At 66.5% G+C, this 13363-nt stretch carries 11 protein-coding genes, 1 tRNA gene and 1 other RNA gene; 8 read left to right on the forward strand and 5 right to left on the reverse strand.

Annotated features, from left to right (window positions below):
• Positions 1–2 precede the first annotated feature (2 nt).
• Together aceE and BKA04_RS00090 are read right to left on the reverse strand one after the other, a co-directional pair.
• On the reverse strand, positions 3–2729 hold the full coding sequence (gene aceE / locus BKA04_RS00085) for a pyruvate dehydrogenase (acetyl-transferring), homodimeric type (RefSeq protein WP_104096531.1): 2727 nt from the start codon (positions 2727–2729) through the stop codon (positions 3–5).
• Between the two features lie 131 nt (positions 2730–2860).
• Positions 2861–3301, reverse strand: coding sequence for a DUF1003 domain-containing protein (locus BKA04_RS00090; protein ID WP_104094591.1), 441 nt, complete (start codon positions 3299–3301; stop codon positions 2861–2863).
• A gap of 69 nt (positions 3302–3370) precedes the next feature.
• Here BKA04_RS00090 and BKA04_RS00095 point away from each other — a divergent pair.
• The 5 genes from BKA04_RS00095 (at position 3371) to BKA04_RS00115 (ending at position 8292) form a co-directional block, all read left to right on the forward strand.
• Positions 3371–3443, forward strand: a tRNA-Val gene (locus BKA04_RS00095).
• Between the two features lie 75 nt (positions 3444–3518).
• A complete protein-coding gene (locus tag BKA04_RS00100; RefSeq protein ID WP_134542205.1) occupies positions 3519–6236 on the forward strand; it encodes a purine-cytosine permease family protein in 2718 nt (905 codons plus the stop codon).
• Positions 6237–6271: 35 nt separating this feature from the next.
• Positions 6272–7108, forward strand: a complete 837-nt coding sequence (locus BKA04_RS00105) for a Nif3-like dinuclear metal center hexameric protein (protein ID WP_104094593.1) — start codon at positions 6272–6274, stop codon at positions 7106–7108.
• Between the two features lie 24 nt (positions 7109–7132).
• Positions 7133–7873, forward strand: a complete 741-nt coding sequence (locus BKA04_RS00110; RefSeq protein ID WP_232841904.1) for a zinc ribbon domain-containing protein — start codon at positions 7133–7135, stop codon at positions 7871–7873.
• Positions 7873–8292: a reverse transcriptase-like protein gene (locus tag BKA04_RS00115; protein ID WP_104094594.1), complete on the forward strand. Its 420-nt coding sequence runs from the start codon at positions 7873–7875 to the stop codon at positions 8290–8292. Before BKA04_RS00110 ends, BKA04_RS00115 begins: the two co-directional genes overlap by 1 nt.
• Positions 8293–8327: 35 nt before the next feature.
• Here BKA04_RS00115 and BKA04_RS00120 read toward each other — a convergent pair whose 3' ends face one another.
• Complete coding sequence (locus tag BKA04_RS00120) at positions 8328–9062, reverse strand: VIT1/CCC1 transporter family protein (protein ID WP_104094595.1); 735 nt, start codon at positions 9060–9062, stop codon at positions 8328–8330.
• 154 nt (positions 9063–9216) lie between these two features.
• Between BKA04_RS00120 and BKA04_RS00125 the strand changes: the two genes are divergently transcribed.
• Positions 9217–11106, forward strand: coding sequence for an FAD-binding monooxygenase (locus BKA04_RS00125; protein ID WP_104094596.1), 1890 nt, complete (start codon positions 9217–9219; stop codon positions 11104–11106).
• Between the two features lie 24 nt (positions 11107–11130).
• An RNA gene (gene rnpB / locus BKA04_RS00130) (RNase P RNA component class A) lies at positions 11131–11495 on the forward strand.
• 7 nt (positions 11496–11502) lie between these two features.
• Here rnpB and ppgK read toward each other — a convergent pair.
• Positions 11503–12249: a polyphosphate--glucose phosphotransferase gene (gene ppgK / locus BKA04_RS00135; protein WP_104094597.1), complete on the reverse strand. Its 747-nt coding sequence runs from the start codon at positions 12247–12249 to the stop codon at positions 11503–11505.
• Complete coding sequence (gene map / locus BKA04_RS00140) at positions 12246–13121, reverse strand: type I methionyl aminopeptidase (RefSeq protein ID WP_104094598.1); 876 nt, start codon at positions 13119–13121, stop codon at positions 12246–12248. The genes ppgK and map overlap by 4 nt, the downstream gene beginning before the upstream one ends.
• Positions 13122–13153: 32 nt before the next feature.
• Between map and BKA04_RS00145 the strand changes: the two genes are divergently transcribed.
• Positions 13154–13324: a methionine aminopeptidase gene (locus tag BKA04_RS00145; RefSeq protein WP_104094599.1), complete on the forward strand. Its 171-nt coding sequence runs from the start codon at positions 13154–13156 to the stop codon at positions 13322–13324.
• The last annotated feature ends 39 nt before the right edge of the window (positions 13325–13363 follow it).

Here is a 13363-nt window from a genome sequence, read left to right on the forward strand (position 1 = left end):
GATCAGCTCTCGCCGCCGGCGCTGCCCGTCGTTCCGGCCGTCACATCGTGAAGCGCGTACTTGTCGATGGCCTGTTGCGCGAGGGCCGGGTCGAGCCGTCCCTGCCGCGCGAGCGCCTCGAGCGTGCGCACGACGATGGACGGCCCGTCGATCTTGAAGAATCGGCGGGCGGCGGCGCGCGTGTCCGAGAACCCGTAGTCGTCGGCTCCGAGCGTCGCGAAGTCGCCGGGCACGTAGCGGCGGATCTGGTCCGGCACGGCGTGCATGTAATCGCTCACCGCCACGAAGGGCCCCTCCGCTCCCGTGAGCTTCTGCGTGATGTACGGCATCCGCCCGCCCTCGTTCGGATGCAGGAAGTTCCACTCGTCCGCCTCGAGGCCCTCGCGGCGCAGCTCCGTCCACGACGTGACCGACCAGACATCCGCGGCGACGCCCCAGTCGCGGGCGAGCAGGTCCTGCGCTTCGAGGATCCACGGCACGGCGACGCCGGAGGCGAGCAGCTGCGCGCGCGGACCGCCGGCATCCGACCTCTTCAGCAGGTAGATGCCCTTCAGCAGCCCCTCGAGATCGAGGTGCTCCGGCTCGGCGGGCTGCACGAGCGGCTCGTTGTAGATCGTGATGTAGTACATGACATCGGGGTGCGGATGCTGCCCGCCATACATGCGCTCGAGGCCCGCCTTGACGATGTGGCCGAGCTCGTAGCCGTACGCAGGGTCGTAGGAGACCACGGACGGGTTCGTGGATGCGAGCAGGTGCGAGTGGCCGTCCGCGTGCTGCAGTCCTTCGCCGGTGAGCGTCGTACGACCCGCTGTCGCCCCCATGATGAAACCACGCGCCATCTGGTCGCCGGCCGCCCACATGCTGTCGCCCGTGCGCTGGAAGCCGAACATCGAGTAGAAGACGTAGATCGGGATGAGCGGCTCGCCGTGGGTCGCGTAGGAGCTTCCGACGGCGGTGAAGGCCGAGAACGCGCCGGCCTCGTTGATTCCGACGTGCAGGATCTGGCCCTGCTCGCTCTCCTTGTATGCGAGCAGCTGGTCGCGGTCGACCGAGGTGTAGTGCATCCCGTTGGGGTTGTAGATCTTCGCGGTGGGGAAGTACGCGTCCATACCGAACGTGCGCGCCTCATCGGGGATGATCGGGACGATGCGGTGCCCGAAGTCCGGCGATTTCAGGAGATCCTTGAGCAGGCGGGCGAAGGCCATGGTGGTCGCGATCTCCTGCTTGCCGGAGCCGCGGCGGGCGACCTCGTATGCGCTGTCGTCCGGGAGGGAGAGCGGCGTGTACTTGACGCGGCGCTCGGGAACGAAGCCGCCGAGGGCGCGACGGCGCTCGAGCAGGTACTGAATGGCGGGGTCGTCTTCGCCCGGGTGGTAGAACGGCGGAAGATACGGGTTCTCCTCGAGCACGGCATCCGTGATCGGGATCTGCATCGCGTCGCGGAAGTCCTTGAGGTTGTCGAGGGTGAGCTTCTTCATCTGGTGGGTCGCGTTGCGCCCCTCGAATGACGGGCCGAGCCCGTAGCCCTTGATGGTCTTGGCGAGGATGACGGTCGGCTGACCCTTGTGCTCCGTCGCCGACTTGAAAGCGGCGTAGACCTTGCGGTAGTCGTGGCCGCCGCGCTTGAGCTTCCACAACTGGTCGTCGGTGTAGTCCTTGACCATCTCGGCGACGCGCGGGTCACGACCGAAGAAGTTCTCGCGAACGTACGCGCCGCTCTCCGCCTTGTAGGTCTGATAGTCGCCATCCGGCGTCTGGTTCATGAGGTTGACGAGTGCGCCCTCGGTGTCCTTCGCGAGCAGCGCATCCCATTCCCTGCCCCAGATGACCTTGATCACGTTCCAGCCGGCGCCGCGGAAGAAGCTCTCGAGCTCCTGGATGATCTTGCCGTTGCCGCGCACCGGGCCGTCGAGCCGCTGCAGGTTGCAGTTGATGACGAAGGTCAGATTGTCGAGGTTGTGGTTGGCGGCCCACTGCAGTGCTCCTCGGCTCTCGACCTCGTCCATCTCGCCGTCGCCGAGGAAGGCCCAGACGTGGCTGTCGGAAAGATCTTTGATGCCGCGATTGGTGAGGTAGCGGTTCGTCTCCGCTTGCCAGATCGCATTGAGCGGTCCCAGTCCCATCGAGACGGTCGGGAACTCCCAGAAGTCGGGCATGAGGTGCGGATGCGGGTACGAGCTCAGTCCGTTCGGGGCCTTCGACTTCTCCTGGCGGAACCCGTCGAGCTGCGTTTCACTGATGCGCCCCTCGAGGAACGCGCGCGCATACATACCGGGGGATGCGTGGCCCTGGTAGAAGATCTGGTCGGCGCCGCCGGGGTTGTCGTGGCCGTGGAAGAAGTGATTGTGGCCGACCTCGTAGAGTGCGGCGGAGGAGGCGTAGGTGGAGATGTGCCCTCCGACGGCGATGCCAGGGCGCTGGGCGCGGTGCACCGTGATGGCGGCGTTCCAACGCAGCCAGGCGCGGTACTTGCGCTCGATCTCCTCGTCGCCGGGGAACTCGGGCTCATTCTCCGGAGCGATCGTGTTGATGTAGTCGGTCGTCGGCACCATGGGCACGCCGAGCTGGAGTTCCTTGGAGCGCTTGAGCAGGCTCAGCATGATGTCTCGGGCGCGCTCGCGACCGTGCGCCGCGACGATCCCGTCGAGCGACTCCTGCCACTCTGCGGTCTCCTCAGGGTCTGAGTCGATGTGGTTCATCGAGTAGGGATCCTGGTCGTTGACAGTCACGGTTGACCTCGCATGGTTCGTGTCCGACGCGGTGTTCGCATCGATCTCTGTGGCCAGCGCGCCGCTACGGACGGGTTTCGACCTGAGGGGCACGGATGCTGGGGCACGCCAATTCTAGTGAGTCCAGCTTGTCATGATTTCGCGGCAGGCGGCCCACCCTGGGCGTCCGCCGAGGCGCGCAGGAGCTCACGGAGTTCCTCGATGATGACGAGTTGCCTGCGGTTGATCTCCATGAGCTGCTCGATGTCGGCCTTTGCGGCGAGGTTCGTGTCGTAGTCGTGCTGCGCGAGGGCCGCGGCGATCGCATCCTGCCTCTTCGCTGCGATGAGCAGGATGGCGCCCTGCAAACCCGCGAGCATGCTCAGGAACAGGTTGAGAAGGATGAACGGGTACGGGTCCCACCTGGCGACGACGAGCAGGGTATTCAGGATCGCCCAGACGATCATGAACAGGACGAACAGGCCGACGAATATCCAGCTGCCCATGCCATTGCGCATGATGTCGGCCGCGCGCTGCCCTGCGCTCAGGCTCGCCTTCTGTTTCTGGTGCCAGGTGAGGTTCTTCTCGCTCATGCGGTCAGTGTACGACCGGGTGGTGGTGCTGGCCGGTAACATGGAGCGTTGATCCCGCTCGCGGGATGCGGGCCTTTAGCTCAGCTGGTAGAGCGCCACGTTTACACCGTGGATGTCGTCGGTTCGATCCCGGCAGGGCCCACTCTGCATTTTCACCAGTTCTGCCGACTCGGCACGCCGCAGTGGCGCAGGACAGGTGGGGCCGTATCATTTGGCCATGGTTGACCACGACAGCCCGGCTGATGGCGACCTCGAAACCGCAGCGCAGGGAGCGGGAGCGAGCGATCGACCGGGGCCGCGACGCTCGACGTGGACCCCGCCATCCACCGCGGGGATGACACCGCCGCTCATGAGCGATGACGATCTCGCGAGCGCCCTCGAGCACGATCTCGAGCGAGCCACACACTCGGGAACCATCCACACCATCGGCGCAGTCGAGCCGGAGCCCGAGCAGGAGCCCGAGCCGGAGTCGGCGCGCGAACCGGAGCCCATGCCGGAGCCCATGCCGGAGCCCGACTTCGCAATAGAGCCGGACTCCGAGTCGGAAGCGGGAAATGCACCACAACCGGAAGCGGCGTCGAAGCCGGCGATCGTGTGGGATCTGGATGCGGAACCGCTTGACGAGGTGGCGACGGAGGCTCCGGAGACTGGTGCGGTGATGGCACCGGTGCGACGTTCGCTGCCGACATCCGAACTCGCCGCGGCGCTCGCAGCGAAGGCCGAGGCCGGCGGCGACACCGACGAGATCATGGCGACCCTCGCAGAGCAATTGAGCCTGAGGGAGCAGGACGCGGCCGACTTCCGCCAGTGGCAGGAGTCCATGACGAGCGGGGCGACCCCCGAAGCGCTCGCCGAGGTCGAGTCGGCCAGGGATGGCTTCGGCGACATCCTCGACGATGGTCACACGACGGATGCCGCCGATGCTCCAGCGCCGCCACCCGCTGCGCCGGAGCCCACTCACACGTTCCGGATGGATGAAGTCCTCGACAGCGATTTGAGCAGCGCGCCGGCGCCCATGACGGCACCGATCTCGGACATCCCGCCTCCTCCCGGGCATGAGCTCATGCCGCCGCGCCCTCCTGCAGTGTTGCAGTCGGTGCCGCCTGCGACCCCGGCGATCCCGGATCTCGTCGAGCCGGCACCCGCTGCGTCGCACGAATCGTTCGACTTCGACGCACTCCTGAGCGGGGCGGTGACCGGGCAGGACGCCGACACCGAACCGACCGACAGCGATCTCGGAGATTCCGACCCGGCTGACACCGACCGGGCTGACACCGACCCGGCCGACACCGCCATCCCGGACCCCGACGTCGCCGACACCGACCGCGCGTTCGCGGACCTCACGGGACCGTTCCCCGTCACATCGGAGGGTGTTGCGATCCTCCCTGAGGCGCCGGGCGCCCCGATCGAACCGATCGCGAGCCCCCGGACCCCGGCGACGGAGCACGTCGTGATCGAGGCTGAGCCCGTGTCGCCTCCGGCGTTCCGCGTGGAGGAGAGTTCCGTTCAGCCGACGGCCATCGACCAGAGGGTGGGGCGGGCATCCCGCCTGTTCTGGCTCTGGTTCGCCGCGAACTCCTCCGTGGTGAGCGTCGCCTTCGGCGGCGCGGTGCTCGCGCTGGGAATGAGTCTTCGGCAGGCGATCGTCGCAACGCTCATCGGCGTCGCGGTCTCCTTCCTGCCCCTGGGTCTCGGAACGCTCGCAGGCAAGTGGAGCGGCCAGCCGACGATGATCGTCTCGCGCGCGACATTCGGGCATGTCGGAAACATCCTTCCCGCGGTCCTCGCCCTCGTCGTCCGGGTGTTCTGGGGAGCAGTCCTCCTCTGGTTCCTCGCGGCGGGCACGTCGCGCATCCTCGTCGGCGCCGAGCTCTCGGGATCGCTCGGCGAATCGCAGGTCACCATCATCGGGCTCGCACTGGGCTTCCTTCTCGCACTCGTGATCGCATTCTTCGGGTACGGACTGATCGCCAGGATTCAACTCACGTTCACGATCGTCTCCGCGATGCTCATCGTGGGGCTCATCCTCATCACCTGGCCGTCCGTCGACATCGCCACAGCGCTCACGGTGGGGGACGGCCCGTGGATCCTCGTGCTCACGGGCGCCGTGCTCGTCTTCAGCTTCGTGGGGCTCGTCTGGGCGGTCAGCAGTGCCGATCTCGCGCGCTACCAGCGGACGGGGAGCTCTGGCGCATCCTCCATGCTGTGGTCCACGTTCGGTGCGACGATCCCGGCTTTCGTTCTCATCGCCTACGGTGCGGTGCTCGCCGCATCGAATCCGGATGTCGCCACCGGCCTCGTCGACGCCCCGCTCGACACGATCGCCCTGCTCATTCCCACCTGGTATCCGATCCCGCTCATCGCGGCCCTGGCCCTGAGCCTCCTGTCGGGCGTTGTCATCTCCATCTACTCCGGCGGGTTCGCGCTGCAGGCCACCGGAGCGACGATGCGCAGGTCGGCCGCGGTCGTCGTCGTCGGCGTGGGGGTGGCCGCCGTCGCGGTCCTCATCGCCCTGTCGGTCGGCGACTTCACGATCATCGTGCGGGATGTCGCGACGAGTCTCGCCGTTCCCATTGCGGCCTGGGCGGGCATCTTCGGCGCGGAGATGATGATCCGCAATCGGAGTTTCGTCTCCGAGGCCCTGGTGAAACGCGGCGGCGTGTACCCGGATGTCAACTGGCCGAACGTCGCCATGCTCATCGTCTCCTCGATCGTCGGCTTCGGCCTCACAACGGCGAGCGTGTCCTGGCTCAACTGGCAGGGCTACCTGTTCCCGCTCCTCGGGGTCCCGCTGTCGAGTGACGTGGCGGCGAGCGATCTCGGAGTCTTCGTGGCTCTGGTACTGGGCATCCTCACCCCTATCGTCGCCGGGATCCCCGCGATCCGACGGCAGGAGGAGCTGGGCCCGGTCCGGATGCGCTCCCAGGCGGACTGACCACTGCCGCCAACCGTGCGACCTAGACTGGACGAATGTCTGAGAAGGCCGCCGGCGACATTACCGTCTCCGATCTCGTTCGGATCGCGGGGCAGCTCTGGCCGCTGTCCGGCGCAGAGCCCTGGGATTCCGTCGGGCTCGTCTCGGGTGACCTGCAGGCAGCGGTCACGGGCATCCATCTGACGGTCGACGCGGTGCCGGACACGGCGGATGAGGCGATCGAGCTCGGTGCCGAGGTCCTACTCGCACACCACCCATTGCTGCTGCGGGGGGTCACGAGCGTCGCGGAGGACCGATTCAAGGGAGCAGTGGTCTCCCGGCTGATCCGCGGCGGTTGTGCGCTCTATACGGCCCACACGAACGCGGATGTGGTCGAGAGCGGAACCTCAGCCGTCCTCGCCGGCCGGCTGGGCCTCACCGACATCGTCCCGATCGTCGAAGCGGCCGATGGCCATGGTGGCGTGGGGCGCGTGGGCACCCTCGCGAGGCCGATGACACTGGGCCGCCTGGCGCGCCGGCTCGCAGAGTTCCTCCCGCCCACGGCATCCGGGGTGCGGGTGTCCGGCGACTACGACGCGGAGATCAGCCGGGTCGCGGTGTGTGCCGGCGCGGGCGACAACTACCTCGATGAGGCCGAGGTCCAGGCATCCGACGTCTTCATCACGTCGGATCTTCGTCACCATCCGGCGTCGGCGTTCCGGGAGACGGCGAGGCTCACCGGGGGCCCAGCCCTCATCGACGTGTCGCACTGGGCGAGCGAGTGGCTGTGGCTAGACTCGGCGGCCGCAGAACTGCGCACGGCGCTGCCCGGTGTTACGGTGACGGTCAGCGAACTCCGCACCGACCCGTGGGACTTCGTGATTGTCCAGTAGCGACGAGAGATTGGTTTCCCCGCAATGCCGCTGAAAGCAAGCCCCGAGGACCAGGCAGTCCTCCTCGACGTCCAGGCGATCGACACGAAGCTGCAGCAGCTCGCCCACCAGGCGGGATCACTCCCCGAGCTGGCCACGATCGTATCGTTGACCGCCGAATCCGAGGAGGCTCGACTGTCCGGTGTGACCGACAGCGGTGCTCTCGAGGACGCCCGCACAGAGCTCAAACGGGTCGAATCGGATGTCGCCGTCGTCGAGGCGCGCATCAAGCGCGACACGGAGCGTCTGGAGTCGACATCGTCGGTCAAGGACGTCGCCGGGCTCGAAGCCGAGCTGTCGTCCCTGCGCAAGCGTCAATCGGACCTCGAGGACATCGAGCTCGCCGTCATGGAACGGATCGAAGAACTCGAGTTGGCCTCCTCGAACACGGCCTCAGCGTACGAGGAGCTCGCGGTGCGACTGGCCCAGGCGGAAGCGGCACGGGATGCCGCGCTCGCGACCATCGGCGAGGAACGAGATCACGCCCTGGCCAACCGTGTGGAGCTCGTCGGCAGGCTTCCCTCGGAGCTCGTGTCGCTCTACGAGCGCCAGCGGGAGCGCTACGGCACGGGCGCATCGCTTCTGCAAGGCGGTGTCTCCCGAGCGAGCGGCGTGAAGCTCAACGAGAGCGACATGGCGGCCATTCGGGCTGCTGCGCCGGACGACGTGGTGCTCTGCCCCGACAGCAACGCGATCCTCGTGCGCACGGCAGAGTCGGGCATCTGATGGCGCGCCGGCTCATCATCGAGGCCGACGGCGGCTCGCGGGGCAACCCCGGCCTGGCCGGAAGCGGCTCGATCGTCATCGACCCGGTGACCGGTGAGGTGCTGGCAGAGGTCGGTCGCTACCTCGGAGTCGTCTCGAACAATGTCGCAGAGTACACCGCGCTCATCGAGGGGGTGCGGCGTGCACTCGCGATAGATCCGGATGCCGAGCTGCACATCCGCATGGATTCCAAGCTCGTCGTCGAGCAGATGTCCGGGCGCTGGAAGATCAAACATCCGGACATGGCCGAGCTCGCCGCCGTCGCCCGTCAGCTCCTCACCGGGACACCGGTGCGATTCGAGTGGATCCCGCGGCTGCAGAACTCCCGTGCCGATGCTGCAGCGAACCGCGCCATGGACCGCCGCGCCGACTTCGACTGACCAACCGGCCAGCCCGGGGTCGCGGTTTCTCCGGCCTAGACGATACCGGTCGTCCCGAGCAGCCACCCGATCGCGAAAGTGACGATGAGGGCGAGCGCACCACCGACGAGAATCCGCACGGTCGGCCGCAGCATCGGGCTGCCACCGATCTTCGCACCGACGCTTCCGGTCACGGCCAGCGTCACGAGAACCGCAGCGAACGTGACCGGGATCCGCGCCGGCTCCGAGGGAAGCACGATCGCGACAAGGGGGAGAATCGCCCCCAGGATGAATGCGATGGCGGAGGCGATCGCCGCGTTCCACGGGCTCACGATCTCGTCTTCGGAGATCTGGAGTTCGACTTCGAGGTGCGCGGCGAGCGCGTCATGTTCCGTGCGCTCGACCGCGACGAGTCTGGCCGTAACGGGGGAGAGTCCCTTCGCCTCATAGAGGCCGACGAGTTCTTCGAGCTCGGCCTCGGGCGAGTCCACCAGCTCCTGGCGCTCCTTGGCGATGAGGGCGCGCTGGCTGTCCCGCTGGCTGCTCACCGAGACGTACTCTCCGAGCGCCATGGAGATCGCCCCGCCCACGAGAGCGGCGATTCCCGCGGTGAAGATCGCTTCGACGGCTGAGGTGGCACCCGCGACGCCGACGACGACGGCCGCAACGGACACGATGCCGTCGTTCGCGCCCAGGACTCCGGCTCGCAGCCAGTTGAGCCTGCCCGAGATCCCGGCACCATGGGGCTCGCGCGGATGCTGGCCGGCCGGCGGTTCGTCTTCGGTGGACATGCCAGAAGTCAATCACGCCGTGCCTGTGTGAGGTCAAGGCGGTTGGAGGTGCTTTGCCCGCCGCGGCGCGCTGGAATACTCTGGGGACAGGAACCGCGCGTTCAATAGTGGACAGGCGTGTTCGAATAGAGAACAACTCGGGAGAACAGCGACGATGCAGTTTCACCACCACGGATACGTCTCGGGCGACCCCCGCATCCTTCCCGCCGCAGGCACCGGCCGCGACCGCCCCAGCGAGCTCCCGGATCGCATGGATGTCATGATCGTGGGCTCAGGACCCGCCGGAATGCTCCTGGCCGCCCAGCTGTCGCAGTATCCGTCGATCATGACGCGCGTCGTCGAGCGGCGGCCAGGTCGGCTCGAGATCGGACAGGCCGACGGAATCCAGGCACGCAGCGTCGAGACGTTCCAGGCCTTCGGCTTCGCCGAACGGATCGTCGCGGAGGCTTTCCACCTGACGGCGATGAACTTCTGGGGGCCCGACCCTGCAGACCCGTCGAAGATCATCCGCAACCAGCGCGAGAAGGACGACCCGAGGGGCGTCAGCGAGTTCCCCCACCTCATCGTCAACCAGGCGAGGGTCCTGGACTACTTCGCCGAGTCCGCGGTCAACGGTCCTGCGCGCATCCGTCCGGACTTCGGCTACGAGTTCCTGGGTCTTGAGATTGCCGAGGATGGCGAATACCCGGTCACGGTCAGGCTGCGACACACGGCGGGAGAACACGACGGCGAGGAGCGCACCGTCCTCGCGAAGTACGTGGTCGGATGCGATGGCGCGCACAGCGCGGTGCGGGAGTCGATCGGATGCAAGCACGTCGGCGACAAGTCCTTCCACGCCTGGGGGGTCATGGACGTGCTCACGGTCACCGACTTCCCCGACATTCGCACCAAGTGCGCGATCCAGTCGCACTCGGAAGGCAGCATCCTGCACATACCCCGAGAGGGAGGGTTCCTGTTCCGGATGTACGTCGACCTCGGTGAACTCACTCCGGAGACGCACGACACCATCCGGGCCACGACGCTCGATCACATCATCGCCAAGGCGAACCGGATCATGAACCCGTACACGGTCGAGGTGAAGAACGTCGCGTGGTGGAGCGTGTATGAGGTGGGCCACCGGGTCACCGACAAGTTCGACAACGTGCCGGCGGAACTCACCGGCGACCAGCTGCCGCGGGTGTTCATCGCGGGGGATGCCTGCCATACGCACAGTGCGAAGGCGGGCCAGGGGATGAACGTCTCGATGCAGGACGGCTTCAACCTGGGCTGGAAGCTCGGCCAGGTGCTCGAGGGTCGGAGCCCGGCATCCCTGCTCGACACCTACTCCGGAGAGCGTCAGGTCATCGCCCAGAACCTCATCGACTTCGACCGCGAATGGGCGGCGATGATGGCGAAGAAGCCGGAGGAGTTCGCGAGTCCGACCGAGCTCGCCGAGTTCTACACGGCGACGGCGGAGTTCCCCGCCGGGTTCATGACCCAGTACACCCCGTCGATGATCACGGGCGACGCGACTAACCAGCACCTCGCGACGGGCTTCACGATCGGCAAGCGGTTCAAATCGGCGCACGCGATGCGGGTCGCGGATGCCAACCCAGTGCATCTCGGCCACCACGCGAGAGCGGACGGCCGCTGGCGGCTTTACGCCTTCGCCGATGCTCCGGCAGCCGGTGAGGACTCTGCCCTGGCCGACTGGGCGGAGTGGTTGGCGTCACCCGAGTCGCCGGTGGCGCTCTTCACGCCGCGGGGATCCGACCTCGACAATGTCTTCGACGCCAAAGTCGTTTATCAACAGCGCTACCAGGATGTCGAGCTCGGTGTCGTGCCGAAGATCTTCCTCCCGAGGGTGGGACCGTTCGGACTCATCGACTACCAGAAGGTCTACTGCGTCGATCCGGACCAGGAGGACTTCTTCGAGGCACGCGGCATCGACCGCGAAGGATGCGTCGTCGTCGTCCGCCCGGACCAGTACGTCGCGCACATCCTGCCGCTGTCGGCGCGCGACGAGCTCGTGGATTTCTTCGCCACCGGCATGCTGCCGCAGTAGCACCCGGCTATACTCGCACTCGAATGGGTCGGCAAGACGGTCGCGTCGATTGGCAACAGTCGCCGAGGAACGTCCGGGCTCCACAGGGCAGGGCGGTGGGTAACACCCACCCGGAGCAATCCGCGAGAAAGTGCAACAGAAAGCAGACCGCCGCTGGCTTCGGCCAGGGGTAAGGGTGAAACGGTGGTGTAAGAGACCACCAGCGGCCCGAGTGATCGGGTCGGCTGGGTAAACCTCGTCCGGAGCAAGATCAACAGGGAACGCCAAGGCTGCCCGCCGAGTTCCCGGGTGGATCGCTGGAGGGCTGCGGCAACGCAGTCCCGAGAGAGATGGCCGTCGATGGTGCTCACGCACCGGAACAGAACCCGGCGTATCAGCCGGCCCATTCACCCCCCGCTAGGCGACCGCGAGCGCTGCAGCCCCGACGATTCCGGCATTGTTGCGCAGCATCGCCGGTTTGATGGGCGTTCGCAGTTTCAGCAGGGGGAGGAATTCGTCTGAGCTCTTGGAAATGCCGCCTCCGACAAGGAGGAGATCGGGCGAGAACACGAATTCCAGATGCTCGTAGTAGCGCTGCAGCCGCTTCGCCCACTCCGTCCAGCTGAGGTCGTCCTTCTCCTTCGCCGAGGTCGATGCGAGGTGTTCCGCGTCGTGCCCGTCGAGTTCGAGGTGGCCGAGTTCCGAGTTCGGGATGAGCACTCCATTGAACAGCATGGCGCTCCCGATGCCCGTCCCGAGCGTGGTGAGAATGGTGAGTCCCTTCGCCCCTACCGCCGCACCGTAGCGGGCCTCGGCGACGCCGGCGGCATCCGCGTCGTTGACGAAGTGGATGTCCCTGCCGAGCTTCTGCTCGAACAGCTTCTCCGCCTCGAGCCCGATCCACTTCTTCGAGACGTTCGCCGCCGACATCGTGCGGCCGTTCAGGATGATCGCCGGAAAGCACACGCCGACCGGGGCGTCGGCGCTCACATCGCCCAGTTCGTCGAAGAGTGCGAGCACGGTGTCGAGAATGTCGTCCGGCTTGCCGCCGTCGGGTGTCGCGAGTTTCTTGCGGTCGGTGAGCAGCTCGCCGGTGGCGACATCCACGATCGCTCCCTTGATGCCGGTTCCTCCGATATCGATGCCGACGGCAGTCGTTGTCATGCGGTTTCGCTTTCGCTCAAGGTCAGGATCTCGGTACCACTCTGCCTCACGACGATGGTGTGCTCGAACTGCGCTGTCATGCTCTTGTCCTTCGTGGTGACGGTCCAGTCGTCGCCCCAGAGGTCCCAGTCCTCACTTCCGAGCGTGAGCATGGGTTCGATCGTGAAGACCATGCCGTCTTCGATGACGTCGGTGAACGTCTCGGTGTCGTAGTGCGGGATGACGAGGCCGGAGTGGAAGGCCTCGCCGACTCCGTGACCGGTGAAGTCGCGCACGACCCCGTATCCGAAACGCTTCGCGTAGGACTCGATGGCCCGGCCGATGACGTTGACCTGCCGCCCGACGGCTGCAGCCCGAATGCCGCGCCGCAGGGCCTCCCGGGTGCGCTCGACGAGCGCCGCGGCATCCGGGGCCACGTCTCCGACCAGGAAGGTGCGATTCGTGTCGCCGTGCATGCCGTCCTTGTACGCGGTGATATCGATGTTGATGATGTCGCCGTCCTGCAGCACCGTGTCGTCGGGGATGCCGTGGCAGACGACCTCGTTGATCGAGGAGCACAGCGATTTGGGGAATCCGCGGTATCCGAGCGTAGAGGGATACGCGCCGTGGGCGACGATGAACTCGTGGCCGATGCGGTCGAGCTCGTCGGTTGTGACACCCGGACGGATGGCCTCCGCGACAGCGTCGATCGCTCTCGCAGCGATGCGGCCCGATTCGCGGATGCGGTCGATCTGCTCCTCGTCGTACACATCGTTACCCGAGAGTGTCGGCTCTGCCCTGCCCACGTACTCCGGACGTGGGATGTCGGTTGGCACCTGTCGATGAGGTGAGAGTCGTCCGGGGATGAGGTGTCCGCTGGAATCCCTGGGCATAGGATCGATTTTAGGCTGCCGAGGAGGTACCGATGACCGAGTGGTGGTTCAACACGAGGACGAACGAAGTCGAGGAGGGCCCGCAATCCCTCGCGCTCGATCGGCTCGGCCCCTTCGAGACGCGTGAGGATGCCGCCCGCGCCTGGCAGATCGTCGATGAGCGTGCCCGTCGCTGGGCCGAGGAGGACGCCGCCGACGACTGATCGGCTGTGACCGCTCCCTGAGGAGCGCGCGTCATCAAG

The organism is Terrimesophilobacter mesophilus, assembly GCF_014200375.1.
Classification (GTDB): domain Bacteria; phylum Actinomycetota; class Actinomycetes; order Actinomycetales; family Microbacteriaceae; genus Terrimesophilobacter; species Terrimesophilobacter mesophilus.

Excerpts from the sequence above, each read along its gene's own strand:
- BKA04_RS00120 (WP_104094595.1), bottom strand. The coding sequence starts at position 9,062 with ATGTCCACCGAAGACGAACCGCCGGCCGGCCAGCATCCGCGCGAGCCC.
- map (WP_104094598.1), bottom strand. The coding sequence starts at position 13,121 with ATGCCCAGGGATTCCAGCGGACACCTCATCCCCGGACGACTCTCACCT.
- BKA04_RS00105 (WP_104094593.1), top strand. The coding sequence starts at position 6,272 with ATGTCTGAGAAGGCCGCCGGCGACATTACCGTCTCCGATCTCGTTCGG.
- BKA04_RS00125 (WP_104094596.1), top strand. The coding sequence starts at position 9,217 with ATGCAGTTTCACCACCACGGATACGTCTCGGGCGACCCCCGCATCCTT.
- BKA04_RS00100 (WP_134542205.1), top strand. The coding sequence starts at position 3,519 with ATGGTTGACCACGACAGCCCGGCTGATGGCGACCTCGAAACCGCAGCG.
- BKA04_RS00145 (WP_104094599.1), top strand. The coding sequence starts at position 13,154 with ATGACCGAGTGGTGGTTCAACACGAGGACGAACGAAGTCGAGGAGGGC.
- BKA04_RS00110 (WP_232841904.1), top strand. The coding sequence starts at position 7,133 with ATGCCGCTGAAAGCAAGCCCCGAGGACCAGGCAGTCCTCCTCGACGTC.
- ppgK (WP_104094597.1), bottom strand. The coding sequence starts at position 12,249 with ATGACAACGACTGCCGTCGGCATCGATATCGGAGGAACCGGCATCAAG.
- BKA04_RS00115 (WP_104094594.1), top strand. The coding sequence starts at position 7,873 with ATGGCGCGCCGGCTCATCATCGAGGCCGACGGCGGCTCGCGGGGCAAC.
- BKA04_RS00090 (WP_104094591.1), bottom strand. The coding sequence starts at position 3,301 with ATGAGCGAGAAGAACCTCACCTGGCACCAGAAACAGAAGGCGAGCCTG.